Annotated in this window: 24 protein-coding genes and 1 riboswitch; of the genes, 9 read left to right on the top strand and 15 right to left on the bottom strand. The window is 36.6% G+C overall.

Annotation, left to right across the window (positions count from 1 at the left end):
• Positions 1 to 25: 25 nt before the first annotated feature.
• The 3 genes from M1D73_RS02005 to mtnK are packed head-to-tail and all read right to left on the bottom strand — an operon-like array spanning position 26 to position 3,006.
• The gene (locus M1D73_RS02005) at positions 26 to 667 is read right to left on the bottom strand and encodes an L-fuculose-phosphate aldolase (protein WP_000926557.1); all 642 of its coding nucleotides are present in this window, start codon (positions 665 to 667) and stop codon (positions 26 to 28) included.
• A 53-nt stretch (positions 668 to 720) separates the two neighbouring features.
• On the bottom strand, positions 721 to 1,767 hold the full coding sequence (gene mtnA / locus M1D73_RS02000; RefSeq protein ID WP_002025237.1) for an S-methyl-5-thioribose-1-phosphate isomerase: 1,047 nt from the start codon (positions 1,765 to 1,767) through the stop codon (positions 721 to 723).
• A gap of 9 nt (positions 1,768 to 1,776) precedes the next feature.
• Positions 1,777 to 3,006, bottom strand: coding sequence for an S-methyl-5-thioribose kinase (gene mtnK, locus M1D73_RS01995; RefSeq protein WP_000033075.1), 1,230 nt, complete (start codon positions 3,004 to 3,006; stop codon positions 1,777 to 1,779).
• A 590-nt stretch (positions 3,007 to 3,596) separates the two neighbouring features.
• Here mtnK and ahpC point away from each other — a divergent pair.
• The gene (ahpC, locus tag M1D73_RS01990; RefSeq protein WP_000924420.1) at positions 3,597 to 4,160 is read left to right on the top strand and encodes an alkyl hydroperoxide reductase subunit C; all 564 of its coding nucleotides are present in this window, start codon (positions 3,597 to 3,599) and stop codon (positions 4,158 to 4,160) included.
• Positions 4,161 to 4,174: 14 nt separating this feature from the next.
• Positions 4,175 to 5,701: an alkyl hydroperoxide reductase subunit F gene (ahpF, locus tag M1D73_RS01985; RefSeq protein ID WP_000599508.1), complete on the top strand. Its 1,527-nt coding sequence runs from the start codon at positions 4,175 to 4,177 to the stop codon at positions 5,699 to 5,701.
• Between the two features lie 35 nt (positions 5,702 to 5,736).
• Here the strand turns inward: ahpF and M1D73_RS01980 are convergent, their stop codons facing one another.
• Together M1D73_RS01980 and M1D73_RS01975 are read right to left on the bottom strand one after the other, a co-directional pair.
• Positions 5,737 to 6,342, bottom strand: a complete 606-nt coding sequence (locus M1D73_RS01980) for an SAM-dependent methyltransferase (protein ID WP_001005628.1) — start codon at positions 6,340 to 6,342, stop codon at positions 5,737 to 5,739.
• 193 nt (positions 6,343 to 6,535) lie between these two features.
• Positions 6,536 to 7,651: a M20 peptidase aminoacylase family protein gene (locus M1D73_RS01975; RefSeq protein WP_000853516.1), complete on the bottom strand. Its 1,116-nt coding sequence runs from the start codon at positions 7,649 to 7,651 to the stop codon at positions 6,536 to 6,538.
• A gap of 293 nt (positions 7,652 to 7,944) precedes the next feature.
• Between M1D73_RS01975 and nhaC the strand changes: the two genes are divergently transcribed.
• Positions 7,945 to 9,366, top strand: coding sequence for a Na+/H+ antiporter NhaC (gene nhaC, locus M1D73_RS01970; protein ID WP_000711525.1), 1,422 nt, complete (start codon positions 7,945 to 7,947; stop codon positions 9,364 to 9,366).
• On the opposite strand, the gene M1D73_RS01965 is transcribed toward nhaC, so the two are convergent.
• Positions 9,355 to 10,626, bottom strand: a complete 1,272-nt coding sequence (locus tag M1D73_RS01965) for a hypothetical protein (protein WP_000972810.1) — start codon at positions 10,624 to 10,626, stop codon at positions 9,355 to 9,357. The two genes, nhaC and M1D73_RS01965, sit on opposite strands and share 12 nt — an antisense overlap.
• 93 nt (positions 10,627 to 10,719) lie before the next feature.
• Between M1D73_RS01965 and M1D73_RS01960 the strand changes: the two genes are divergently transcribed.
• Both M1D73_RS01960 and M1D73_RS01955 read left to right on the top strand, forming a co-directional pair.
• Entirely contained in the window at positions 10,720 to 11,829 is a 1,110-nt protein-coding gene (locus M1D73_RS01960; RefSeq protein WP_000704497.1) for a mandelate racemase/muconate lactonizing enzyme family protein, read from the top strand.
• A 14-nt stretch (positions 11,830 to 11,843) separates the two neighbouring features.
• The gene (locus M1D73_RS01955) at positions 11,844 to 12,539 is read left to right on the top strand and encodes a hypothetical protein (RefSeq protein ID WP_000217555.1); all 696 of its coding nucleotides are present in this window, start codon (positions 11,844 to 11,846) and stop codon (positions 12,537 to 12,539) included.
• A 178-nt stretch (positions 12,540 to 12,717) separates the two neighbouring features.
• Here M1D73_RS01955 and M1D73_RS01950 read toward each other — a convergent pair whose 3' ends face one another.
• From M1D73_RS01950 to rlmD, 4 genes are all read right to left on the bottom strand, one after another.
• The gene (locus tag M1D73_RS01950; RefSeq protein ID WP_000233754.1) at positions 12,718 to 13,425 is read right to left on the bottom strand and encodes a M48 family metallopeptidase; all 708 of its coding nucleotides are present in this window, start codon (positions 13,423 to 13,425) and stop codon (positions 12,718 to 12,720) included.
• Positions 13,426 to 13,520: 95 nt separating this feature from the next.
• On the bottom strand, positions 13,521 to 14,039 hold the full coding sequence (locus tag M1D73_RS01945; protein ID WP_001251702.1) for a YehS family protein: 519 nt from the start codon (positions 14,037 to 14,039) through the stop codon (positions 13,521 to 13,523).
• Between the two features lie 351 nt (positions 14,040 to 14,390).
• Positions 14,391 to 15,380, bottom strand: a complete 990-nt coding sequence (locus M1D73_RS01940; RefSeq protein ID WP_000566708.1) for a tRNA dihydrouridine synthase — start codon at positions 15,378 to 15,380, stop codon at positions 14,391 to 14,393.
• 161 nt (positions 15,381 to 15,541) lie between these two features.
• Positions 15,542 to 16,918 carry a 23S rRNA (uracil(1939)-C(5))-methyltransferase RlmD gene (gene rlmD, locus M1D73_RS01935; protein ID WP_000105019.1) on the bottom strand — a complete coding sequence of 459 codons (1,377 nt, stop codon included), beginning with the start codon at positions 16,916 to 16,918 and terminating at the stop codon, positions 15,542 to 15,544.
• 121 nt (positions 16,919 to 17,039) lie between these two features.
• A riboswitch (purine riboswitch) is annotated at positions 17,040 to 17,141 on the top strand.
• Positions 17,142 to 17,342: 201 nt separating this feature from the next.
• Between rlmD and M1D73_RS01930 the strand changes: the two genes are divergently transcribed.
• Positions 17,343 to 18,539, top strand: coding sequence for a NupC/NupG family nucleoside CNT transporter (locus tag M1D73_RS01930; RefSeq protein ID WP_001200484.1), 1,197 nt, complete (start codon positions 17,343 to 17,345; stop codon positions 18,537 to 18,539).
• 46 nt (positions 18,540 to 18,585) lie between these two features.
• Here the strand turns inward: M1D73_RS01930 and M1D73_RS01925 are convergent, their stop codons facing one another.
• Positions 18,586 to 19,293 carry a hypothetical protein gene (locus M1D73_RS01925; protein ID WP_000875591.1) on the bottom strand — a complete coding sequence of 236 codons (708 nt, stop codon included), beginning with the start codon at positions 19,291 to 19,293 and terminating at the stop codon, positions 18,586 to 18,588.
• 218 nt (positions 19,294 to 19,511) lie between these two features.
• On the opposite strand from M1D73_RS01925, the gene M1D73_RS01920 reads away from it, so the two are divergent.
• The 3 genes from M1D73_RS01920 to M1D73_RS01910 all read left to right on the top strand — a co-directional run bounded on the left by M1D73_RS01920 (position 19,512) and on the right by M1D73_RS01910 (position 22,261).
• Positions 19,512 to 19,685 (top strand): hypothetical protein, encoded by a 174-nt coding sequence (locus M1D73_RS01920; RefSeq protein WP_000643592.1) that lies wholly within the window; start codon positions 19,512 to 19,514, stop codon positions 19,683 to 19,685.
• Between the two features lie 147 nt (positions 19,686 to 19,832).
• Positions 19,833 to 20,915, top strand: a complete 1,083-nt coding sequence (locus M1D73_RS01915) for a polysaccharide deacetylase family protein (RefSeq protein WP_001233731.1) — start codon at positions 19,833 to 19,835, stop codon at positions 20,913 to 20,915.
• Between the two features lie 116 nt (positions 20,916 to 21,031).
• Positions 21,032 to 22,261 carry an aminopeptidase gene (locus tag M1D73_RS01910; RefSeq protein ID WP_000007349.1) on the top strand — a complete coding sequence of 410 codons (1,230 nt, stop codon included), beginning with the start codon at positions 21,032 to 21,034 and terminating at the stop codon, positions 22,259 to 22,261.
• A gap of 45 nt (positions 22,262 to 22,306) precedes the next feature.
• Here M1D73_RS01910 and M1D73_RS01905 read toward each other — a convergent pair whose 3' ends face one another.
• The 4 genes from M1D73_RS01905 to M1D73_RS01890 all read right to left on the bottom strand — a co-directional run bounded on the left by M1D73_RS01905 (position 22,307) and on the right by M1D73_RS01890 (position 26,113).
• Positions 22,307 to 22,798 (bottom strand): DUF4352 domain-containing protein, encoded by a 492-nt coding sequence (locus M1D73_RS01905; protein ID WP_000915109.1) that lies wholly within the window; start codon positions 22,796 to 22,798, stop codon positions 22,307 to 22,309.
• A 132-nt stretch (positions 22,799 to 22,930) separates the two neighbouring features.
• Positions 22,931 to 23,254, bottom strand: a complete 324-nt coding sequence (locus tag M1D73_RS01900) for a DMT family transporter (protein WP_000263262.1) — start codon at positions 23,252 to 23,254, stop codon at positions 22,931 to 22,933.
• Between the two features lie 47 nt (positions 23,255 to 23,301).
• Positions 23,302 to 24,753: an NADP-dependent succinate-semialdehyde dehydrogenase gene (gabD, locus tag M1D73_RS01895; protein ID WP_000358124.1), complete on the bottom strand. Its 1,452-nt coding sequence runs from the start codon at positions 24,751 to 24,753 to the stop codon at positions 23,302 to 23,304.
• On the bottom strand, positions 24,746 to 26,113 hold the full coding sequence (locus tag M1D73_RS01890; protein WP_000225136.1) for a sigma-54 interaction domain-containing protein: 1,368 nt from the start codon (positions 26,111 to 26,113) through the stop codon (positions 24,746 to 24,748). The genes gabD and M1D73_RS01890 overlap by 8 nt, the downstream gene beginning before the upstream one ends.
• Positions 26,114 to 26,141 lie beyond the last annotated feature (28 nt).

Below are 26,141 nucleotides of genomic sequence, written 5' to 3'. Positions count from 1 at the left end.
TTCTTGAGGGTGTTTTTGTTTCATTCTACTGCTGCCCATACCCTTCAAACTTCTTCGCCAAATTCTCCATCTCATCTTCTGGCAATAGCTTTGGTTCCCCAATGCTTTTCGTTTGATAATAAATTTGAGCACAAAACTCAATCTCTTCTGCAACAGTAAACGCCATTTTTATATTATTTGCACCAGCAATTAAACCGTGATTTGCAAGTAAAACAGCACGGCGATCAATCATGCCTTCAAAAGCAGCCTCCGCTAATTGCTTCGTACCAAATGTTTCATACGGTGCACAGCGCACATTCGGTCCTGCGAAAGCAATTAAATACGATACAGCAGGAAGCTCCCATCCTAATGATGCAATCGTCTTCGCGTAAGGAGAGTGTGTATGCACAAGCGCATTTATATCTTCACGCTTCCTATAGTAAATAAGGTGCATATCTAATTCACTTGATGGTTTTCTCTCTCCTTCTACTACTTCACCATCTAGGTTTAATATAACTACATCTTCAGGCTTTGTTTCATAATACTCTAAACCACTTGGGCTAATCGCAACAAGACCTTGTTCACGATTAAAGATACTAATATTACCGCCCGTTCCCTTTGTTAAACCACTAGAAATCATTTTCTTTCCATACGCTACAATTTCTTCTCTTTCTTTTTGTAATAACATATACATCCCCCTAAGTATGAAGCTTATGATGACTGACTTTTACATTTATCTACTTATTGAAATAGCTTTTTTAAATTCTCCGTAAACGGTGCCTTTACAATCCCTTTTTCTGTAATAATCGCTGTTACATTTTCATGTGGAGTAACATCAAATGCTGGATTATATACTTTACTTTCTTTCGGAGCTGAATATTTTCCGAAGCGATTAATCACTTCAGAAGCATCTCTTTCTTCAATCGGAATTTCTTTTCCTGTCGATGTCTTTAAATCAATTGTCGGTGTTGGCGCTGCTACATAAAACGGAATGTTGTAGTACTTAGCTAAAATAGATACGCCTAATGTGCCAATTTTATTTGCTACATCACCATTTGCTGCCACACGATCACATCCAACAATTACCGCATCAATCTTCCCTTGTGACATGACCATAGCTGCCATATTATCTGTAATAACAGTAACGTCAATGCCTGCTCGCTGCAGTTCTAATGCTGTTAACGTTGAACCTTGTAATCTAGGGCGTGTTTCATCAGAATAGATTTTTAAGTCCCATCCTTTTTCTTTCGCTAAGTACATGGGAGCTGTCGCGGTACCATACTTAGTTGTCGCTAACGCACCAGCATTACAATGTGTTAATACTCCCATTCCATCATGGAATAATGTTAATGCATGTTCTCCAATTTGACGGTTAATTTCTTCATCTTCTCTATGAATCTCTTTTGCCTCTTCTAGTAATCTATTTTTCAGCTGTGAGATTGATAAATGAATATTATCTGTCGCTACACTTTCCATTCTTTCAAGTGCCCAAAATAAATTTACGGCAGTCGGTCTTGATGTCGCCAAGTATGTACATACCTTTCTTACTTCATCCATAAATCCTTCTTCCGTACTTTCAGCAAATTCCTTTATCCCTAAATACACTCCATAAGCAGCTGAAACACCAATCGCGGGTGCACCTCGTACTTTCATTACTTGAATCGCATCCCACACACTTTCAGCTGTTTTAAAAGATTCATAGACAATTTCATTTGGTAATAACGTTTGATCTAACAAAACTAAAGCATCATCTTTCCACTGAATTGGTATTAATTGCTCTTCCATCATATTCTCCCCTTACTTCGCGTAGTGCATTGACTGTTCTTTTAACGTTTCTACAAAACTTGTGCCCGTTCTATATTGATTCGCTCGTAAAATAAAACCCTTCGCTACTTGAAGACAAATTCGCTCCGCTCTAGCACGTGCTTCCTCATTCCCAATACAAGTAATATCTTTTACTTTCGCTAATCCAACAATACGGCGAATTAATTCCAGACCTGTCACTGCAGCTGTATCCTCTAATACAGATTGCAAATAGACTTCGCTAAAGCCTTCTTCCTTCGCCATAATCTCGGTCACATGAATATCCCAAGCACCTAAAAACTTCTGCTTAAATAAATCAATTACCTCTACCATCGTAGTTTGTAACCAATCCATATACGTATCTTTCTCAGCTCCAGGTGACATCGTTGCATCTGCATTCACCCAAGCAAACATTAAATTCGCCATTACATTCCCAACGTCATATCCCATAGGTCCATAAAAAGCAAACTCAGGATCAATAACCTTTGTAGAATCATCTCTTACAAAAACAGAACCAGTATGTAAATCACCATGAAGTAATGCCTGTGCATTCGTCATAAAAGAAAATTTACGTTTCGCTACTTCCATACGAAGCTCTTTATCACTATAAATATGTTCCCTAATCCATCCCTCATTTAACTGAAATAACTCATTACGCTTATTATGATTTGTAAATGGTTCTGAATATACGAGGTCCTCTGTAATCTCACATAATTCAGGATTTATATAATTCTTCACAAGTTCCTTCTTCTCTTTATGATTCATTACAACATCCGATGTTAACAAAAGTGTATTTACCATAAAAGTAGTTAAGTCGTCAGCAAGCCTCGGAAATATTTGATGATTTATAAGTGCTGTACGTAATATTGTGTGATCCGATAAATCTTCCATTACGCAACAATTCATCACACTATCAAATAAATACACCTTAGGAACAAGTCCAGGTGCTAACTCATCCTCTAACTGCAAAACATCTGATTCTATACGAATACGATTCGTCGACAACTTAAACTCCTCTGAAATGCGAGCTGTATCCCCAGCTTGCTTTACGATGACAGACATGTTCTCTTTTTCATCCCAAACGCGGAACACATAATTTAAATTGCCATCACCTATTTCTTTACACTGTAACCCCTTTGCATGTTCAAACTTAGATAATTTCTCTTTCACATATGCAATCACATCTTTAGCTTCCATTAAAAAATACTTCATGAACTTAGACATGGTTTCCCCTCCACACTAATTGTAAGCGTTTTCTAAAAGCTATAAAAAATAATAGGATTAAATCTTTCATCCTAAAATATATGATCTTCTTTTTGAAATGTATATCTAGGTTTTATTATATCTTGTTAGCACTTTGAGTCAATGTTTCTAACTATTATCGTAATATACTTCCTAATTATATATTTGAGATGACAAAAATTGTTCAAAAAATTTCCGATTCATTTTATTTTATTTATCACAAAATTCTTTGTAAAATAGAAGTAAGCAGTTCCTTTTCAAAACCACAACTTCTAAGAAATATCTCCTTCCTAAGAAATTAAACTTACACACTATCTCTAACATACACACTAAACTTTCAACTACTCATCTAAAATTTATAGACTTAAAATTACCTTTCCATTCCCTGTTAGTCTTAATTGAGAATAAATATTAATTAAATTGGTATAAAGTTGGTTTATTCTCTTGACAAAATAACCACTTCTATATGATAATTAATATCGAATTAGAATTATTATAGTTAATTAAAAAATATATTTTATGAGCACACTATTTTTTGATGCTCAAAACCAACATTTAGGAGGAATTTTAACATGTTATTAATCGGCACAGAAGTAAAACCGTTTAAAGCTAATGCTTACCATAATGGAGAATTTATCCAAGTTACTGACGAAAGTTTAAAAGGAAAATGGAGTGTAGTTTGTTTCTACCCAGCTGACTTCACATTCGTTTGCCCAACTGAACTTGAAGACTTACAAAACCAATACGCAACTCTAAAAGACTTAGGCGTTGAAGTATACTCTGTATCTACAGACACTCACTTCACTCACAAAGCATGGCATGATAGCTCAGAAACTATCGGCAAAATCGAGTACATCATGATTGGTGACCCAACTCGCACAATCACTACAAACTTCAACGTTTTAATGGAAGAAGAAGGTCTTGCTGCTCGTGGTACATTCATCATCGATCCAGACGGCGTTATCCAATCTATGGAAATCAATGCTGACGGTATCGGCCGTGACGCAAGCATTCTTGTTAACAAAATTAAAGCTGCTCAATACGTACGTAACAACCCAGGTGAAGTTTGCCCAGCTAAATGGCAAGAGGGTTCTGCAACACTTAAACCAAGCCTTGACCTTGTAGGCAAAATCTAAGGAGTTCGATCAAAATGATACTAGATGCAGATATAAAAACACAACTATCCCAATACCTTCAATTAATGGAGAACGATATTTTACTTAAAGTAAGCGCAGGAGACGATAACGTATCTAAAGATATGTTAGCTCTAGTAGACGAATTAGCTACTATGTCATCTAAGATTACAGTAGAAAAAGTTGAATTAGAGAGAACACCAAGCTTTAGCGTAAACCGCCCTGGTGAAAACACTGGTGTCGTATTCGCTGGTATTCCATTAGGACACGAATTTACATCATTAGTGTTAGCTTTACTACAAGTAAGTGGACGCGCTCCAAAAGTTGAACAAAAATTAATCGATCAAATTAAAAACATTCAAGGCGAATATCATTTTGAATCTTATATCAGCCTAAGTTGTCATAACTGTCCTGATGTTGTACAAGCTCTTAACGTAATGAGCGTTCTTAACCCTGGTATTACACATACTATGATTGATGGCGCTGCATTCAAAGAGGAAGTAGAAAGCAAAGACATTATGGCAGTACCAACTGTTTACCTAAACGGCGAATCTTTCGGAAGCGGTCGTATGACACTTGAAGAAATTTTAGCTAAAATGGGTAACGGTCCAGATGCATCAGAGCTTTCTGATAAAGATCCATACGATGTTCTTGTTGTTGGTGGCGGCCCTGCTGGTGCAAGTGCAGCAATTTACGCAGCACGTAAAGGCATCCGCACTGGTATCGTTGCTGAGCGCTTCGGTGGTCAAGTAATGGATACTATGGGCATTGAGAACTTCATCAGCGTGAAAAAGACTGAAGGTCCTAAGCTAGTAGCAAGCCTTGAAGAGCACGTAAAAGAATACGACATCGATGTAATGAATCTACAACGTGCGAAACGTTTAGAGAAAAAAGAACTTATTGAAGTGGAACTTGAAAACGGCGCTATTCTGAAAAGTAAGAGCGTAATCGTTTCTACAGGTGCTCGCTGGCGTAATGTTGGCGTACCAGGTGAAGCTGAGTTCAAAAATAAAGGTGTAGCATATTGCCCACACTGTGACGGTCCATTATTCACTGGAAAAGACGTAGCAGTTATCGGCGGAGGTAACTCTGGTATTGAAGCAGCTATCGACTTAGCAGGTATCGTTAAGCACGTAACTGTTCTTGAATTCATGCCAGAATTAAAAGCTGATGCTGTATTACAAGAGCGTCTTAACAGCTTACCAAACGTAACTGTTCTGAAAAACGTTCAAACGAAAGAAATCACTGGTACTGATAAAGTAAACGGTATTTCTTACATCGATCGTGAAACTGAAGAAGTTCATCACGTTGAATTACAAGGTGTATTCGTACAAATCGGTCTTGTGCCAAACACAGACTGGTTAGGCGAAACAGTTGAACGCGTTCGCGGTGAAATCGTAACAGACAAGCACGGCGCTACAAACGTACCAGGAGTGTTTGCTGCAGGTGACTGTACAAATAATCCGTACAAACAAATCATCATCTCTATGGGTTCAGGTGCAAACGCAGCTTTAGGTGCATTTGATTACTTAATCCGTAACTAATAAAAAAAACAGGTGCCTTGGCACCTGTTTTTTTATTACCCTAATGTATAAACTAAAAACCTCTCATTCCCATTCTTCTCATAAGCACCTGGCAATCTAACTTCTTTCTTCAGCTCAAACGCAGTCTGATTTTCTAAGAAGAAAATATAGTCCTCAGAAGGATAATATAAAATAATATCCACTTCTCTCCCCGTGTTTTCTACTGAAAGCAAAATGTTATTTACTACATTCATAAACACTTGCACAGAAAACGGATTAAAGAAATAAAACCTATTATCATGTGGATCAATCTCATATTCCTGCGCTAAACAACATTGGAATTGAATTTTCCCCTTACTGTTTCGTGCCTTTCGTGCATAACGATCTCGATTATCCATCGCTTCTTTATAAAACTCTTCATTCATTTCAATTCCAACTGCTGAAGCACCACATTTATGATGCATATAAAAGTTTAATCGCCCTTTTCCGCACCCAAAGTCTACAATTCGGTCGCTACTTCGTATTTCATATTGATTCAATAACTCATCTAACCCGCTATACGGTGTCGGTTCATAGCGATGATAATGCATAGACTTGTTAAACCCTTTTTGCTCACCGACTGTTTTTATATGTAAAACTGCATCGTAATATTGTTCGTTCATTCGTTTTCTCCTATTAAAAAATGGTACTTATTATTATACACCATGTACTGGAGGCTCATTTTTCATCAAATTAATAGGTACGTGAAATTATATCAACGATTTTCTCAATATATCTATCATAACTTCAAATATATCAACGGTTTTTCAAATATATCGATTTGCCGACAATTCACGACAAAAAAACAGGAGCTCTCTAGCCCCTGTCTTCTAACACTTTCAATACAGTTTGTTTCAATATTTCTACCCCATCCATAATACAACTATGATCAAACCTCATATACGGATGGTGTAATCCAGGTTGTAGGTCTGCTCCTAGTCCAAGCATGACAGCTTTTAAATGTGGTCTTTTCACTGTATAGTAATGGAAATCATCGCTTCCTGTCGTATAGAGAGGCCCTGTGCATCTCTCTTCCCCATACACTTCGAGAATACCTTTACGCATAAAGCGCTCTGCTTCTTCGGAAACCTCTGCTCCTGGTGCAAGATCCATCCATTCGTATGAAGTTTTCGACCCCATCGATGCAGCTGATTCTATTACATGCTCAATCTTTTTCTTTAATTCTTCTAATAGTATATTACTCTCAGCTCTTACATCTAAACTGAAATGACCATTTCCCGGAATGATATTTAAATTATCACCACCTGCTTGGCATCTCGTCATTTTTACTGAATAGGAACTTTGCGGTGGCAGCCAAATATTTTTCAAACCGATATTAATCATGGAAATGACATCAATTGCATTCACACCTTGGTGTGGTCTTGCCCCGTGTGCATCCTCCCCATGAATCATACCCTCTAAAAATCCTGCTGCTCCATGGCGAATAGATGGGGCTGCTTGTTTCAAAGATAGTTCTTCAATTGGTCTTAGATGGACGCCAAATAAGAAATCAGCATCATCTACAGCACCTTTCTCCACCATCTTCAAAGCACCATTCCCCTTCTCTTCTGCCGGCTGAAAAATAAATCTAACCGTACCACTTTTCCATCTCATATTTTTCAATTGTAAAATAAGTCCCATTACAATGGTCATATGAGCATCATGGCCACATGAATGGTTCGCTTTAAATTCTCCATTTACTTCTTGCCAAAGTGCATCCATATCAGCACGAATCGCAATAACTGGATTCCCGCCTCCAATCTCAGCAATTACACCTGGACAATCATCAAATGTTCTATATGAAATTCCTTCTTCTTTTAAAAAGTCAGTAATATACGCTGTCGTTTCATATTCTTTCCAACTTACTTCAGGGTTTTCGTGTAAATGCTGAAAAATCTCCGTTAAGCGCTCTTGTAGTTCTAATGTTTTCAACGTTCCAGTCTCCTTCCCACATTACAAACGATTCGGGTTAATTATACTTATGAAAAACAGATGTTTTTATGAACATATTGAATTTTAAGAAAAAAGTCAATTATTTATTTTTAAATACTTAAAAAGCTTACTCTGCACTTATATTACAAACTAAACAAACAACTAGAACATTCCTTATTTTCTGTTTTTTATGTTGACGCTTACATAAACTTTTAGTTATCATAACCTAATAAACGTCTATTTTACGACAATTCTAAAAATACAAACAAACATACGTAACAAGGAGGAACCTTATGAAAAAAGAAATACCTTTTGGAATAGCGATTATCCCTATTATCATTACCGTTGCAGTTATGATGGTTACAATTGTTGTATTAAAACAAACTCCTCACGTTCCACTTATTATTGGTACAACCGTTGCTTCTATTGTCGCTTGGCGTTATGGTTACAAATGGAATGATCTTGAAGAAGCAATGTATAAAGGGATTCGTCTTGCATTACCTGCTATCGTCATTATTATTCTTGTTGGCTTAACAATTGGTGCTTGGATTGGCGGTGGAATCGTCGCAACGATGATTTATTACGGTTTAAAACTTTTAACTCCATCACTATTTTTAGTTTCCATTACCGTCATTTGTTCTATCGTTGCATTAGCAATTGGTAGCTCTTGGTCTACAATGGGAACAATTGGTGTTGCTGGAATGGGAATTGGCCTAAGTATGGGAATCCCAGCTCCAATGGTTGCTGGTGCCATTATTTCAGGCTCTTATTTTGGCGATAAAATGTCACCGCTTTCAGATACCACTAACTTAGCCGCAGGATTAACAAATACAGATTTATTCGCACACATTCGTCACATGTTATTTACTACAGTTCCAGGTTTAATTATTACTCTTATCGTCTACGCGGTCTTAGGAAGAAGCTTCGGCGCTAACAATATTGATGCGAAGAGTATCGATCAAACGTTACAAGTATTGCAACAAAACTTTGTTATCTCACCTTTCCTACTAATTATACCCGTAGTCGTTATGGTATTGGTCGCTAAAAAGGTCCCTGCTATACCAGCGATTCTCGTCGGTATTATTTTAGGATTTTTATCACAAGTCTTTATTCAAGGTGGTTCTGTCTCAGCATCTGTCGGTGCACTCCAAGCTGGATTTGTTATAGACACTGGAAACAAGCTAGTAGACGAACTATTTAACCGCGGTGGCTTAGATTCGATGATGAATACAGTCTCGATGACAATTGTCGCTATGACTTTCGGAGGAGTATTAGAACATACAGGTATTCTTCGCTCAATTGTAAATCAAATTTTAAAGTTAGCGAAATCAGCAAAAGGGCTTATCGCTTCTACTATCGCATCTTGTTTTGCAACAAACCTTACTTGCTCTGAACAATATATTTCAATTGTTGTCCCTTCAAGAATGTACGCAAATGCATACACAGAAAAAGGACTACATTCAAAAAACTTATCCAGAGCATTAGAAGATGGCGGAACATTAACTTCTGTCTTCGTTCCTTGGAATACGTGCGGTGTATTTATTCTCGCTACACTTGGCGTAGGTGCATTTGAATATGCCCCTTATGCTATTTTGAATTTCATCGTACCTATTATCTCAATCATTTATGGTATAACAGGCTTCACAATTGTAAAACTATCAGACATTGAAAAAGCAGAACTACTAAAGAAACAAAAAGCTCAACTAGAAGCTTAAAAATAGCGGTAAATTCAGTTCATATAGTGCGCGAGGTCGCCCTTGTAGATAGGGCATTTCCTCGCCGCAAATATGAGCATACCCGTAATCAACTAATTTCTTTAACAACCTTTCTGTCGATCTTCGAGTCACTTGTAAGTACTCAGAAAGATCAGCTGCTGTAAACTTCAATGACGGGTGCGATTGACTAAATTGAATGATTTTTGACAAGTTGGCCGGACTAAGCTTTGTTTCCTTCGCTATTTTCATTAGTTCCGGATTATCATTTTTCAAACTTTGTACTCTCTGTTCTTTCGGGAACGGACCAAACAAATCTTTATCACTTGTTAGTATATAAAAACAACGATCTATTGGATTGTTCTTTGCAAAACTTTGAGCGATTTTTGCATTTTGCTCCGCTTCTTTCACGGTTTTCCCATAACCAAATCCAATAGCTATCGTTCCTTCTACGCTCGCAAACAAGTTATCTATCGCATTTGTTTTAATAATTGATTCGATATCACCACGAGTTGTATACAAAATGCATGTCATTTCATCCACTTGTTTAAATGAACCACGTAGTTCTTTTGAAATGACATCTAGTTTTTCAAGCAAACTCGTTCGTAATTCTAAGGAAGAAATAATACAAGCACCAACAGTAGCTGAATAGCTTTTTGCTAACTCAGCTTTTATTTTTGCATCTTTTAGCCCATGTATAATGGATTGTGTTGGATCAATCATACGCTCTGAAGGAACACCTATTTTTTGAAGCTCGTCGTAAACAGCGTGAATACTAGTTAAAGCTAAATGAGCCTCTCCAGATTGATATTTAGCTACATGAAAATCGATAACTCTATTTATCTCATCTTTACTCCACAGCATATTTTCATAATCCAACACTTGCGGGCTTTCTTTTATACCGATATCATGGAACACATTTGTAATAAACGAGCGGTCTACTAAATCGATGGAAATGTTATGTGGTTGAATACTTTGATGATACATGATAGAAAGAATTGAAGATGCGACAGTTGTCTCGTCTTGCTGTAAGTATGTACTTGGAATTCGTAATTGTTCTCTTATTTCTTTTGCCATATAATAAGGTAAAGCACCTGAGAAAAAGATGACATCACAAGGCTTTAAACACTTTAATAGTTCAGAAGATTCCGCCGGATGAAGGTAAATATATGGATCAATTTCTATTCCTTCTAATTTTTGAGCAATAGGAAAAAGGTTCTCCATAAACTCCTTTGAACCGACAACTGCAATTTTTATCATCATTTTCTCTAACTCCTTATCATTAATTAACGACTATTTAACGTCAACTATATCAAATGTATAAAACTATTGTAAACAGGAAGGGGTTTCTATTCAATGAAAATTACAGCTATTCATCTTTACGCAATTCGTTTACCGCTTCGCAATCCGTTTGTTATTAGTTATGGCTCTTATTCTGATATGCCCTCTATTATCGTCAAAATGGAAACAGATGAAGGTATTATCGGTTACGGTGAAGGCGTTGCTGATGATCACGTCACAGGTGAATCATGGGAAAGTACTTTCTATACTTTAAAACATACGCTAACCCCTGCTCTAATCGGGCAAAATCCAATGAATATCGAAAAAATACACGACATGATGGACAATACAATTTACGGTGTTCCAACAGCGAAAGCCGCAATTGATATTGCTTGTTTTGATATAATGGGCAAAAAACTAAATCAACCTGTATATCAATTAATTGGCGGGCGCTACCATGAAGAATTCCCTGTCACTCATGTTTTAAGTATTGCCGATCCAGAAAACATGGCTGAAGAAGCTGCTTCTATGATTCAAAAAGGTTACCAATCTTTCAAAATGAAAGTTGGTACAAATGTAAAAGAAGATGTGAAACGTATTGAAGCTGTACGAGAACGTGTAGGAAATGACATCGCTATTCGCGTTGATGTAAACCAAGGCTGGAAAAATAGCGCAAACACATTAACAGCACTACGTTCATTAGGACATTTAAACATTGACTGGATTGAACAACCTGTTATCGCGGACGATATTGATGCCATGGCTCATATTCGTTCTAAAACAGACCTCCCGCTTATGATTGATGAAGGATTAAAAAGTTCTCGTGAAATGCGCCAAATTATTAAATTAGAAGCTGCTGATAAAGTAAATATAAAACTAATGAAATGCGGCGGCATATATCCAGCTGTAAAGCTCGCTCATCAAGCAGAAATGGCAGGCATTGAATGCCAAGTGGGATCAATGGTCGAATCATCTGTTGCCTCTTCCGCAGGATTCCATGTCGCTTTCTCAAAAAAAATCATTACGAGCGTAGAGCTAACAGGGCCATTAAAATTCACAAAAGACATCGGAAACTTACATTACGACGTACCATTCATTCGCTTAAACGAAAAGCCCGGACTCGGCATTGAAATAAACGAAGATACATTACAAGAACTAACCGTCTTTCAAGACGTTGTACGCTAAAGGAGGACTATCATATGACGGTTCTATACGAAGGAACATTAAAACAAAATAACGAATCATTTCACGTTACATTACTATCACTAGAGCACATCGAACAAATTTTATCACTACAAAACATTGTAGTTGAAGCACTAGAAGATAAAAGTCGTTTACAACCACTCTCACAAGAAGAATTTCAATACATTCTAGAAGGAAACGGCATGATGATCGGTGCTTTTATCGAAAACGAACTCATCGCATTTCGCGCTCTACTCGTCCCTCCTATCGACGATGAACATTTAGGGCTTGATATTGGTCTATCAGAAAGTGAACTGCACCGCGTCATCTATCAAGAAATCTCAAACGTTCATCCGAACTGCCGAGGAAATGGTATGCAAAAAATATTAGCAAACGTCATCATGGACGAATTGCAAAAAGAAGATAGCAAATATGATTATGTATGCTGCACCGTTGCTCCTTTTAACATCCCGAGTTTGAAGGATAAGTTTGCGCAAGGGATGGCGATTGCTGCGCTAAAGGAGAAGTATGGTGGTAGTCTGCGGTATGTTTTTGTGAAGAAATTGCGCGGAGATAAAGAAAGCGATTGGACGGATATTCAAAGTATTCTAATGAGTGATGCTAGTCGACAGCAGGCTTTGCTTTCGGAGGGGTATCGTGGGTATGAGATGGAGAAAACAGCAGATACTTTCATTGTGAAGTTTGGGCGATAATCTATATACTCGAAAAGAGGAGATGTCTGCTGTGACCTCTTCTCTTTTCGATTTGTTGAACAATCCTGTGGTAAATGAAATTATATCAACGATTTTTAAAATATATCTATCAAAACTCACAATATATCAACGATTCGACAAGAAATATCGATTTACAGACAAAAATCGATATCCCTTCCTAAACCGTCATCTTCCAACTAGATAACGCTAACCAATTCTCCATTTCTTTATAATCAGGCATTATCTTCCCGACAAGACGCCAAAAAGATCGATCATGATTTAAATGAACCATATGACACATTTCATGAACAACTACATAGTCAATTACTCGCTGTGGTGCCATTGCTAGCTTCCAATTGAATGTTAGTTGTAAATTAGAATCGCAAGTACCCCAAGTACGACTACTATCTGTAATACGAATAGAACGTGGTTTTGTTTTGAAATTACTTTGATGCGCTTTAATACTCTTCTCTACTAAAGATTTACACTGCTTATAGTAAAATCGTTTTAAAGCTTGTTGTATTTTCTCATCCTTAAGCTCTTTCACATAAATATGTAACTTATCCCCTTCAAAAATCGCATTGTCTTGCTCAATGCTTGCATCTTGGGAAATCTGTATCGGATACGTATTCCCTAAATACAAAAAGCCCTCTCCTTGATCATAATCCTTTTCCTGTGGTCCATGCGCTCGCTCCGCCATTTCCTTACGTGTTGTCTGAATCCAATCCCACTTCTCCTCTAGCAACTGGACTAAGTATTCAACAGGTGTTCCTTTCGGAGCCTGTACTTCCACATTTCCATACGAATCCACAAAAAGACGCACGGACTTTTTCTTCTTATAAGTTATATGAAAATTAATTGTCTCACCTAAATATGTATGTACCATTTCATCACCTAGCATAGTATTTTTACAAATAAAAAAGAGTAGGATACGAACGTCCTACTCTACCTATTATATCATTTACTGCTTTAACGAACTCATTATCCTCTATACTTTACACCTAATCCCTTAATGAAATTCCTTGCGTATCTATCGCCACACTCTTTGTAATTTTTATGGCCTTTCTTTCTTAATAGAGCGCCTAACTCTCCTTTTGTTACCGTAACGCCTACGCTATCTAATATATCAAGTACATCCTCACTCGTTAAAGATAGTGCGATTTTCATTTTCTTTAGAAGAAGGTTATTGGCACTCTCCTTGCTCTGTACAGGTGCAGGCTGCCCTGGTTTCGGATCTTGCTTTCCTCTTTTTAAAGTAATAAATCCATTTAAAAATGCCTCTAACATCATCATATCGCATGTTTTTACGTACTCATCTTCAGCTACCTCATCATTTTCAGCTTCATGCTGAGGAGCTCTCTTTATTTTTGTAAGCATATCAACTACGTCTTCTTTCGTTACTTCCATCCCGCCTAGTTTAAAGATTTCTACCATATCTATATCTTTTATATCTAAAGCGTATCGTACTCTTTTTAATATATCGTTGTTGCTCATTGCCATTGGGTTTCCTCCTGAAATGTTGATTATTTATTCAGCGGTTAAAGTTTATGCTATAACCTACTTTAAATTATCATGTTTAATCTAACCTTTTAGTTATTGTCCGCTAAATTAATACTTTAACATTTTAAAGATATGTTTTATAGTCTTACCCGAACTTTTCTCTATCATTGTATCTACAGCGCTCTTACATGTTTTTTATATGCCTATAAAAAGATTTCTCTCTTAACATTAACTAAAAGAAAAAAAACAGTGTTTTGATTTCTCAAATACACTGTTCTTTTCCAGCTCTACGCTTATTTTCAACTCACTCATGTCATGCACTACATATGAAATGATTTAACTGCTTAAAAGTTAAACCGTCTCACTATCCTGAGCCACACCAACACTATCCTCAAACTTATCCAACAAAGCACGCACCTCATCAGTCGATTTCGTACTCATCAATTGATTTCTCAATTCAGCAGCTCCAGGGAAGCCTTTTACATAAATTTTGAAGAAGCGGTGAAGCCCTGTGATTGAGCGTGGCAGTACTTCTGCATATTGATCTTGAAGATCAAGTTGTAGTCTTAAAAGATCTAGGTGCTCTTTACTGCTATGCTCTCTTGGCTCTTTTTCAAAAGCAAATGGATTTTTGAAGATGCCTCGTCCGATCATTACGCCATCAATGCCGTATTTTTCAGCAAGTTCCAGCCCCATTTTACGATCAAGGATGTCTCCATTGATTGTTATTAACGTATTTGGTGCGATACGGTCACGTAATTTTTTAATTTCCGGAATTAGTTCCCAATGCGCATCTACTTGGCTCATTTCTTCTCTTGTACGTAAGTGAATAGAAAGGTTTGCAATATCTTGTTTGAAAATGTGCGTTAACCAATCTTCCCACTCGCTTAACTCTTTAAAGCCAAGTCGTGTTTTTACGCTGACAGGTAGTCCGCCCGCTTTTGCTGCTTGGATAAGTTCTGCCGCAACGTCTGGACGTAGAATAAGGCCACTACCTTTTCCTCTTGATGCAACGTTCGGTACTGGGCAACCCATGTTAATATCGATGCCTTTAAATCCTAGTTCTGCCATACCAATACTCATTTGACGGAAGTATTCGGGATTGTCTCCCCAAATATGTGCCACCATCGGCTGTTCGTCTTCTGTAAAAATTAAACGGCCACGTACACTTTTCATACCTTCTGGATGACAATAGCTATCCGAGTTTGTAAACTCTGTGAAGAATACGTCCGGACGACCTGCTTCACTTACTACGTGACGGAAAACAACGTCTGTCACATCTTCCATTGGTGCAAGTACGAAAAATGGTCGTGGTAATTCACGCCAAAAATTATCTATCATTTCAAATTCAAATCCTCTCACTATGAATACAATTTCAAAATCTCAATTTATAATTTGTGAAAATCAGCAATATTTATTTTAACTAAAATCGCTTATGAATGGTATTTTTGTAAACCAAAAAGCAGGTGGTATAGATTTCCCCTATATCAACTGCTTTCCTATTATACCAACTTAAGCCAAGCCACACACTCCACATGCGTCGTATGCGGGAACATATCAACAGGCTGTACTTCCTGTGTTTTATATCCGCCTTCTTCTAGTACTTTTAAATCACGTGCTAATGTTGCTGGGTTACACGATACGTATACGACGCGGTTTGGCTTCATGTCGATGATTGTATTTAGTAATGCTTCGTCACAGCCTTTACGCGGTGGGTCTACGACCATTGTGTCGGCGATTACGCCTTCTTTGTACCATTTTGGAATGACTACTTCTGCTTCTCCTACGCCAAATTCAGCGTTTGTCATGTTGTTTAGTGCTGCGTTTCGGTTTGCGTCTTCGATTGCTTCTGGGACGATTTCAACGCCGTACACTTTTTTCGCTTTTTGCGCTAGGAATAACGAGATTGATCCGATTCCGCAATAGGCATCGATTACTGTTTCGTTACCATTTAATTTTGCGTATTCTAACGTTTTATCGTAAAGCACTTTCGTTTGCTCTGGGTTTACTTGATAGAATGAACGTGCTGAAATCGCAAATTTAATGTCACCGATAAAGTCATAAATGTATTCTGATCCGTACAGTACTGTCGTTTTGTCTCCGAAAATTACATTCGTACGCTTCGTATTTACGTTTTGAACAATTGATTTTACTTCTGGGAATTTCGCTGCAATTTCTTCAATAATTGCTTTTTTGTTCGGCAATTCTGCTGTACGCGTAATGAAGACAAGCATAATTTCTCCTGTTACTTGTCCGTAACGAGCCATTACGTGACGAAGTGTTCCTTTGTTACGCTCTTCGTTGTACGCAGTGATACCGTGCTTTTCACAAATACGTTTTACTTCTTGGATTAATGTATCGTTTTCTTCTGCCTGAATTAAGCATGATTCCATATTAATGATGTCATGCGTTCCTTGGCGATAAAAACCAGCTACAAGTCCGCCTTCACGTTCTCCGATTGGTACTTGTGCTTTATTACGGTATACCCACGGATTCTTCATGCCAAGTACAGGATGAACAGGAACATCAGCTAGTCCTCCGATACGCTGCATAACGTCACGTACTTGTTTTTCTTTCGCTTGTAATTGTCCTTCATAAGTTAAGTGCTGAAGCTGACAACCGCCGCACTGATTATATACTGGGCATTCAGCATCTTTACGATATGGACTTTCTGTATGAAGCTTCATTAAACGACCAAATGCGAAGTTTTTCTTCACTTTAATAATTTTAATTTGCGCTTCTTCACCTGGTAATCCGTTTTTAACGAAAATAGGATAGCCCTTTACTTTCGCAACACCGGCACCATCATGTGTTAAATCTTCAAATACTACATCTATAAACTCGTTTTTCTCAACTGGTGGCGTCATTTTAGTACTCATTTTCCGACCTCTCTTTTTCATAACACTGCGTTACATTTTATCATACTTATATGGTCTTTTTCTATTGGAAGAAAAAAAGCTATTGACGATACTTCTCTGTTAATGTTACGCTACTACTAATTTAATACGGACGATGTTACCTCATATATACTTGATAATATGGATCGAGAGTTTCTACCCGGCAACCTTAAATTGCTGGACTATGGGGAAAACTAATGAATATTAGCCTATGCGCAAAAAAGGACTCATATTGATTAGCTTTCTCTCATAGATGAAAGTGAATCCATATGGGTCTTTTTTATTTTTATTTTTCTAAAAGGTCAGACATCTTACGTATGACATAAAACCTCATTCCTTTATTTTTAGTAATATAACGAGCGTTTTATGTACAAACTTTATACGAACTTCTGAAAGGGGCAACTACATGCAATATGTAATGAGCATTATCGGTATTATTGCCGTGTTAGGTTTATGTTTTGCTTTGTCAAACAACAAAAGTAAAATCAACTTCCGTGCAATTGCAATTATGATTGGTTTCCAAATTTTAATCGGTTGGTTTATGTTTGCTACAAAGATTGGTCAACAAATCATTATTTTCATTAGTAAAGTTTTCAACAAACTAATTAAACTTGGTACGACAGGTGTCGATTTTCTCTTTAATGGAATTCACAGAGATTTTGTCTTTTTCTTAAACGTATTATTAATTATCGTATTTTTCTCAGCACTACTTTCAATCTTTAGTTATTTAGGTGTTTTACCATTCATCGTTCGCGTTGTCGGCGGTGCTATTTCAAAAATTACTGGTTTACCACGTGTTGAGTCATTCCACGCAGTAAACTCTGTATTCTTCGGTTCAAGTGAAGCGTTAATCGTTATTAAAAACGATTTACAGCATTTCAATAAAAACCGTATGTTTATCATTTGTTGTTCTGCGATGAGCTCCGTTTCTGCTTCTGTTACAGCATCATACGTAATGATGTTAGATGCAAAATACGTACTGGCAGCTCTTCCGCTAAACTTATTCTCAAGCTTAATCGTTTGTTCGTTATTAACACCAGTTGATACGAAGAAAGAAGATGAAGTGATTCAGAAATTTGATAGAACTCTATTCGGGGACAGCTTTATCGGCGCAATGATTAACGGTGCGCTTGATGGTTTAAAAGTAGCTGGTATCGTTGCCGCATTAATGATCGCCTTTATCGGTGTGATGGAAGTTGTAAACTACGTAATTAGTGCAGCTTCAGGCGCAATGGGACATGCTGTTACTTTACAACAAATCTTCGGTTACGTACTTTCTCCATTCGCATTCTTAATGGGTATTCCAACTCAAGATATTATCCCAGCTGGTGGTATTATGGGTACGAAGATTGTTTTAAATGAGTTTGTAGCAATCCTTGATTTAAAAGACACAGCTACAACATTAGCTCCACGTACAGTTGGAATCGTTACAGTATTCTTAATTAGCTTCGCAAGTATTAGCCAAATTGGTGCAATCGTTGGTACAATCCGTGCCCTTTCTGAAAAGCAAGGAAGCGTTGTTTCTAAATTTGGTTGGAAAATGCTATTTGCATCAACACTTGCTTCTATTTTATCTGCGACAATCGCTGGATTGTTTATTTAATAAAAAAACACCTTACTTTAACAAGTAAGGTGTTTTTTTTGATTCTTTATGAAACCGAGTGAAATTCAACTGCTTCTTCTGTATTGATAATCCTATCTTTATATATACCTTTTATTGAAATGTAAATGATAGATTTGTTTATATTTTTTAACTTTCCTAATGAAAAATGATAAAGTAATCCATCGCTTTTTAAAGTCCACATCTTCCCACTCCATGGACCAGTAGCTTTTTGTTCATCCGACGCCTTTATTTCACCTTCATATTCGCATTCTCCCAAAGGAGTTTTAATTGTATTCTTCTCTGTATCAATTCGAATATTTTTAATTAGCTTCAAATTTTCATCAGAGAGAATTTGAATTTCATGATCTTTCTTTTTAAAAAAGAGTTTTCCGTCTTTGGTATTTATATATTCTGCATTATCCATTTTATCTATCATAAAATCATATTCTTCTTTTGTAATACCTAAGTTTTGATGATAAGGAAACGTTTTTTTCGGTATAATTTCTTCTTCGGCATACTTCAAATACCAATCTAAATTATTTGTAATACTATTGCTCATTTTATTTCCGATTTTCTCTAATTTCTCTTTTATCTCATAAGGAAATTCTATTGTCATAATATCCGCCGTCACTTCCGCATTCATAAGATGCGATGGAATATACTCTTCCACGCTATTCGCTTTACTCACTTCACTTTGACAACCAACTATAAATAGCGATATGAAAAAGATATATATTATTTTTTTATATTTCATTTCTATTCTCCACTCCATACATTATTCTTACTTAGTTTTATAGCGGTTTTCATTATAGTATAAAATCTTTATATTTTAATAAAATACATATCCTTATGCAAAATTGCATATTAATATGTATTCTTCTTACTTTAAAATTAGCTTAAATCACTTTCCAAATTATACAAATAACAAGTTAAAAATGTTATAATTTTCAAAAAAAACCATTGGAGGATATTATGAAAGCCCACGCAATTTTCGATTTCTTACATTTACTAGTCTTAACGCTGAAAAGCTATTATGTATGGGGAATGCCTATCTATGTCTTCATTATTCCTCTTATCTTTGTAGTCGGTTATATTATTATTAATTCTAATAAGAAACAAAAAAATACATCTATTCAAAGTCACTAATCTATTACCTTAATAGCCTCCTAAAAATCATATTCCCCTCATTTTCTTCAAATGATATGATGAACAAGGGTAAATCCCCACCACTCTTATAGCGGTGGGGATTTTAATGTCAATATGCAACATACTACACAATAGAAGGTGATTTTTATGAGAAAATACGCAGCAATTGCTTTATGTACGTCTGCCATTCTAGCAGGCTGCAATACTAGCAATGTAAGCCAAGAACCTAAAAAAGAGAAAAAGGTTCAAGAAGTAGCTATACAAAAAGAGGCTCTACAAGAACAAGGTAAAATTTCTTATACTCCCATCACACACGAATCTACAAACACAAGTATTCATATTACAGACTTAAAAGATTCTTTAAATGAAGTACAATATAAAATTTGGCGCACAGCTGATGGAAAGGAACGTGCTAAATCTTTTTCTTCTAAAGAAAAGGAGAAACAATTTACAATTCCTTTTGACATAAAAGAATTTGAAGGAAAACGCGGTGAGTTCCAAATTGAAGCAACAGGAATGAAAGAAGATGGGAAAACAATCCCGCTTACGAAATCTACTATTACTTTCGAACAAAAGGTTCCTGTTCTTATGTATCACGCAATCGATGATTATCATGGTCAAGGTATTAAAGACTTATTCGTATCACCAGCTAACTTTGAAGCACAAATGAAACATTTAAAAGACAATGGTTATACGCTTTTAACGTTTGAACGCTGGGGTGATATAAATAAAGTAAATAAGCCGATTTTCGTTACATTTGATGATGGTATGAAAAATAATATGAATGCATTTCGCGTTTTACAAAAGCTAAAAGATGATACTTTTAAACCGGCAGCAACAGAATATATGATTGTTGATAACGTTGATGTAGAAGGAGCATTGTCTACTTCTGAAATAAAAGAAATGGTTGATTCCGGCATTTTCTCGGTGCAATCTCATACTGCAACACATGCAGACTTACCGAAAATTACAAACTATGAGGAAGAGTTAAAAGGTTCAAAAGAAAAACTAGAAAAAATAACAGGTAAGCCTGTTATCGCGATTGCTTATCCATTCGGTCATGTAGATGATAAGGTTGTTACAGAAACGAAGAAGTATTATCAATTTGCGACGACGACAAAGCCTGGGCAATTCATTACGAAGGGTGAACCTGATGAATTGTTAAAGATGAAGCGCGTTCGTATACACCATACAACGACTGTAGAGCAGTTTGCTTCTTCAATTAAGTAAATATAAGGGCTCAATACATTTTGAGCTCTCTTTTTACTTTATATTTATATATATTTTTAGAATTTTCTTGTATTATATATAGTAAGAAATCTTTCAAATTAAAGGAGATTATACATATGTCATTTGAACAAACGTTAGAGAAATATGCTGCTCTTGCAGTTAATGTTGGTGTTAATATTCAACCTGGACAAACTTTATCAATTAGTGCACCTCTTGAAGCTGTACAATTTGTACGCCTCGTTACAGAAAAAGCATATAAATCTGGTGCAAAACACGTATATGTAGATTGGAATGATGAGACGTTAACACGCTTAAAGTTCGATCTAGCTCCTGAAGAAGCTTTCGCTGAATTTCCATCTTGGAAAGCACATGCTCGTGAAGAATTAGCAAAAGAAGGCGCTGCATTTATGTCTATCTATGCAGAAAACCCTGATTTATTAAAAGGTGTAGAAGCATCGCGTATTGCAACAGCTCATAAAGTAGCTGGAGAAGCAATGAAAGTATACCGTGATTACGTACAAGCAGATAAAGTAAGTTGGTGTGTCATTTCTGTTCCTACGAAAGAATGGGCTGCGAAAGTATTCCCTGACGTAGCGCCAGAAGAACAAGAAGCAAAGTTATGGGATGCTATTTTCAAAGCTACTCGTGCTGATTTAGAAAATCCTGTAGAAGCATGGAAAGAACATGATGAAACATTACATACAAAAGTGGATTACTTAAACGAAAAGCATTATAAAGCTCTTCACTATACAGGTCCTGGAACAGATTTAACAATCGAACTTCCAGAAAAACATGTATGGGCTGGTGCTGGTAGCTTAAATGAAAAGAACGTACCATTTATGGCTAATATTCCAACTGAAGAAGTATTTACAATGCCACTTAAAACAGGTGTAAACGGCCAAGTTTCTAGTACAAAACCGTTAGTATTTGCAGGTAATATTATCGATAATTTCACGTTAACATTTGAAAACGGGCGTATCGTAGACTATAAAGCTGAAGCTGGTGAAGAAGCTTTAAAACATTTAGTAGAAACAGATGAAGGTTCTCACTTCTTAGGAGAAGTAGCTTTAGTACCTCATGACTCACCAATTTCAAATACAAATGTTTTATTCTACAATACACTATTTGACGAAAATGCATCTTGCCACCTTGCAATCGGAAATGCTTATGCATTTAACTTAGTTGGCGGAAAAACAATGTCTAAAGAAGAACTTGCTGAAAACGGCGCAAACGCTAGTATCACACACAACGACTTCATGATTGGATCAGCTGAGCTTGATATTGACGGTATTACTGCTGATGGCAGACATGAGCCTATCTTCCGTAAAGGTAACTGGGCGTTTTAAATTTATTACCATAAAGAAACACATTGGATAATCCAATGTGTTTCTTTATTTATTTGGTTTCAATTCAAATTTTATCGTTCTATTTTCATGCGTAAACTCCGGTCTATACGTAGCGATATACGTATTTTCTTTCGCTACGTCAAATAGCATGATATCTTGAATTTTTTCATCTGGTGCTAACTTTTTACTAATAAAGCTATCAGGGTTATTATATTCTTTAAATCTTGTACCTTTCTTATCGGTAATCTCAAATTCATAAAATGCAAAAGGTATTTCCTTTTTACTATTATTTTCTACTTTGAAAATAATCCCCAAAATCTCCTCTTTCTTTTTATTCTCATCATAATCCGGATATCCTAATTTAACTGAATCGATAGTTACTTGCAAACCATCTACGTCTACTGTCTCCCCTATTTTATACACTTTATCTTGAACATCTTCTTGTTTACTTTCATTACTATCTTTAGTCTCAGTGCAAGCACTTAAACTAAAAGCTATGCCAAAAATTAAAACAATTTGACTTACCTTTTTTAACATACTCTTTCCTCCACATAAGACAATATTTCATATGTATCATAACAAAACGCTTTACTCTTTCTTGTCATATTTTGTCGTATTAATTGCTAACTGCACAAATAGAAAAAAGCTATCTTCTACAAAAGATAGCTTTCATGATGCCGATGAAACCTTAAGCCCAATGACACCCAAAACAATAAAAAGAATACAAAATGCTTGAAATAAACTAATATGCTCTTTAAAAAAGTACACACTAATGATTGTAATAAGTAATGTTCCAACGCCAGACCAAATAGCATAAGCAATACTTAAATGAATCTTTTTCACAACGATGGCAAACACGCTGAAACAAATCCCATAAAACACGAAAATCAGTACACTTGGAACGAGCTTTGTTAAACCATTTGATAGTTTCATCGCAATTGTTCCAGCTACTTCAAAAATAATTGTAACAAGTAATAATAGCCAATATACCATACTAGAATCTCCTTCTCTGTTACCTTATAGAGATTCTAGTATACTACTTATAGTCCCAATGAAATATATTTAATTTCTAAATATTCCTCGATGCCGAAATGGCCTCCTTCACGACCGATACCACTTTCTTTAAATCCACCAAATGGTGCTTGTGCAACTGATGGAAGACCATCGTTTAGACCGATAATACCGTACTCTAACGCTTCACTAATTTGGAATGCTTGGCTAATGTCTTTCGTGAAAATATACGCAGCTAAACCGTATGGTGTATTGTTTGCACGTTCGATTACTTCATCAACTGTTTTAAATTTCGCAACTGGTGCCACTGGCCCAAATGTTTCTTCATTCATACAAAGCATCGTATCATTTGCCAACCCAATTACAGTCGGTTGAATGAAATGTCCCTCTAACTCTGCGACCTTTTGACCACCATATAAAACTGTTCCACCTTTTTGAATAGCATCTTCAATATGTTCTTGTACTTTTGAAACTGCATTCTCATCAATAAGTGGCCCGACAGTCGTTCCGTCACCGAAACCGTCTCCTACTTTCAATTGCCCTACTGCCTTTTGGAACTTCTCTACAAATACTTCGTATACTTCTTCTTGAACGAATACTCGGTTTGTACATATACACGTTTGTCCTGCATTACGGAATTTCGAACCAATCACCGCTTCTACTGCTTTATCTAAATCTGCATCATTCATTACGATAAACGGAGCGTGTCCCCCTAACTCAAGCGAAACTTTTTTCATCGTTTGCGCCGCACTAGCCATTAACTCTTTCCCGATTTCCGTTGACCCTGTAAAGGACACTTTTCGAACGCGACCATCTTCCATCCATGTATCAGCAATTGCTTTTGCACTACCTGTTACGATATTGATTACGCCCTTTGGAATATCTGCTTCATGGGCTAATTCAGCTAATTTCAATGCAGTTAATGGCGTTTGACTTGCCGGTTTCACAACGGCTGTACAGCCTGCTGCAAGCGCTGGGGCTACCTTTCTCGTAATCATAGCAGCTGGGAAGTTCCAAGGTGTAATAGCGGCCATAACGCCAACTGGTTGCTTCATAACTAAAATGCGCTTATTCGGATGAGCAGCAGGAATCATTTCACCATATACGCGTTTCCCCTCTTCTGCATACCATTCAACAAAACTGTTTGCATAATTTACTTCACCAAGCGCTTCTGCAAACGGCTTCCCTTGTTCCTTCGTCATAATCGCTGCGATCTCTTCTTTATTTTCATCAATAAGCATGAACCACTTTTTTAACTTCGTTGCACGATCTGCTGCCGTTAACTTAGACCACGTTTTAAAAGCTTCATGTGCAGCATCAACAGCTTGCTTTGCCTCTGTTACTCCGCCTTTTGGTACAGTTGCAAATATTTCCTTCGTCGCAGGATTATTTACTTCAATTTGTTCTTGTAGTGTAATCCACTCACCATTTATATACATCGCCTTTTTATCTATACTTACGAAAGTCGCCTTTTTATCCAATGTTTTCTTCCTCCTCTATGAACTTCTTAATTTTTCTAGTAGCAGCAGATTGACTAATTTGCAAAAACTCAGCCACTTTATAACTTGATCCATACGTTTTATACGCTTTAAGAATTATATTTCTCTCTACCTCTTCCAGCATTTTATAAAGGCTTTGCCCCGATTGTTCAACTGCAGCCTCTTGCATAGAGAGTGGCAAATCCTCTACCGTTACAACATCATCAACAGTAATAACAATTCTCTCAATTACATTCTCTATTTCTCTATTGTTCCCTTCCCACGGATATCCAACAAACATTTGTAACGTACTCGGCGCTAGTTTCACATCACGTCCGTACTTTTTATTAAAGTGCTGCAAGTAATGATAAATAAGCGGCAAAATATCTTCTGTTCTTTCCCTAAGCGGGGGAATTGCAATTGGAATGACATTCAAACGATAGTATAAATCTTTCCGAAATGTTCCTTGTTTCACCATCTCGCTTAAATCTCTATTTGTTGCCGCCACAATTCGAACATCTACTTTTTTTAATTCTCTTCCGCCTATAGGACGAAATGTTTTTTCTTGCAATACTTGCAAAAGCTTCGCTTGAATTTCAAGCGGCATTTCACCGATTTCATCTAAAAAAAGAGTTCCTTTATGCGCGGATTCTAATAGTCCCTTTTTCCCTTCACGATTCGCACCTGTAAAAGATCCACCTGAATATCCAAAAAGCTCCGATTCAATTAAATTAGTTGGTAATGCCGCACAATTAATTTCATAGAAACTTTCATGCTTACGGTGACTCACTTCATGTAAATGGCGTACTAATCGACTTTTTCCTACTCCAGTCTCGCCTAAAACGAGAACAGTACTATCCACTACAGATACTTTTTTGATTGTATCGACTATTTTTTGCATAGCTAGACTTTTAAAAATAAGTCCTTCATGCTCATATGTTTCTCTTAATTCTTTTTTATATGTTTTTAGCTGATTATCCATTTCCTCTACCTTTTGACGTAATTGATAGAGTTCAGTAAGGTCGCGAGAATAACTAATCACTCTTCTTAAATTTCCCTCATCATCAAAAACAGGCCTTGTACGAACGTGTAAATACTCTCCTGATTTTGTAGTTTGAACGAGTTCAATTGGCCTCTTTTTTTCAATCACTTCTAATGTCGCTGATGGATAAAAGATTCCATCCTTTTGTAGTTCTTTTACATGCTTACCAACTAACTCTTCTGCAGCTAGTTGGTAGTGCCTTTCACATGTACTATTTACACGTACAACGATCCCTTGCTCATCTGTAACAAAAATTTCGTCAAACGCATATTCAAATACATCTTTTAAATCCATTAACACTCGTTCCTTTTCTGCAACCATCCTAGCCACCCCTAACTTCAAATCCATC

It is taken from the genome of Bacillus sp. PK3-067, assembly GCF_056738645.1.
Note: the sequence above shows the minus strand (reverse complement) of the source record. Positions and strands in the feature narration are given on the sequence as shown.

Coding starts and splice junctions, on each gene's coding strand:
- M1D73_RS01965 (WP_000972810.1), bottom strand. CDS start 10,626: ATGATGATAAAAATTGCAGTTGTCGGTTCAAAGGAGTTTATGGAGAAC.
- M1D73_RS01930 (WP_001200484.1), top strand. CDS start 17,343: ATGCAATATGTAATGAGCATTATCGGTATTATTGCCGTGTTAGGTTTA.
- ahpC (WP_000924420.1), top strand. CDS start 3,597: ATGTTATTAATCGGCACAGAAGTAAAACCGTTTAAAGCTAATGCTTAC.
- mtnA (WP_002025237.1), bottom strand. CDS start 1,767: ATGATGGAAGAGCAATTAATACCAATTCAGTGGAAAGATGATGCTTTA.
- M1D73_RS01890 (WP_000225136.1), bottom strand. CDS start 26,113: ATGGTTGCAGAAAAGGAACGAGTGTTAATGGATTTAAAAGATGTATTT.
- M1D73_RS01955 (WP_000217555.1), top strand. CDS start 11,844: ATGACGGTTCTATACGAAGGAACATTAAAACAAAATAACGAATCATTT.
- M1D73_RS01910 (WP_000007349.1), top strand. CDS start 21,032: ATGTCATTTGAACAAACGTTAGAGAAATATGCTGCTCTTGCAGTTAAT.
- M1D73_RS01960 (WP_000704497.1), top strand. CDS start 10,720: ATGAAAATTACAGCTATTCATCTTTACGCAATTCGTTTACCGCTTCGC.
- M1D73_RS01940 (WP_000566708.1), bottom strand. CDS start 15,380: ATGATAGATAATTTTTGGCGTGAATTACCACGACCATTTTTCGTACTT.
- M1D73_RS01980 (WP_001005628.1), bottom strand. CDS start 6,342: ATGAACGAACAATATTACGATGCAGTTTTACATATAAAAACAGTCGGT.
- nhaC (WP_000711525.1), top strand. CDS start 7,945: ATGAAAAAAGAAATACCTTTTGGAATAGCGATTATCCCTATTATCATT.
- M1D73_RS01915 (WP_001233731.1), top strand. CDS start 19,833: ATGAGAAAATACGCAGCAATTGCTTTATGTACGTCTGCCATTCTAGCA.
- M1D73_RS01945 (WP_001251702.1), bottom strand. CDS start 14,039: ATGGCAATGAGCAACAACGATATATTAAAAAGAGTACGATACGCTTTA.
- M1D73_RS01900 (WP_000263262.1), bottom strand. CDS start 23,254: ATGGTATATTGGCTATTATTACTTGTTACAATTATTTTTGAAGTAGCT.
- M1D73_RS01920 (WP_000643592.1), top strand. CDS start 19,512: ATGAAAGCCCACGCAATTTTCGATTTCTTACATTTACTAGTCTTAACG.
- M1D73_RS01925 (WP_000875591.1), bottom strand. CDS start 19,293: ATGAAATATAAAAAAATAATATATATCTTTTTCATATCGCTATTTATA.
- M1D73_RS01905 (WP_000915109.1), bottom strand. CDS start 22,798: ATGTTAAAAAAGGTAAGTCAAATTGTTTTAATTTTTGGCATAGCTTTT.
- mtnK (WP_000033075.1), bottom strand. CDS start 3,006: ATGTCTAAGTTCATGAAGTATTTTTTAATGGAAGCTAAAGATGTGATT.
- M1D73_RS02005 (WP_000926557.1), bottom strand. CDS start 667: ATGTTATTACAAAAAGAAAGAGAAGAAATTGTAGCGTATGGAAAGAAA.
- rlmD (WP_000105019.1), bottom strand. CDS start 16,918: ATGAGTACTAAAATGACGCCACCAGTTGAGAAAAACGAGTTTATAGAT.
- M1D73_RS01950 (WP_000233754.1), bottom strand. CDS start 13,425: ATGGTACATACATATTTAGGTGAGACAATTAATTTTCATATAACTTAT.
- ahpF (WP_000599508.1), top strand. CDS start 4,175: ATGATACTAGATGCAGATATAAAAACACAACTATCCCAATACCTTCAA.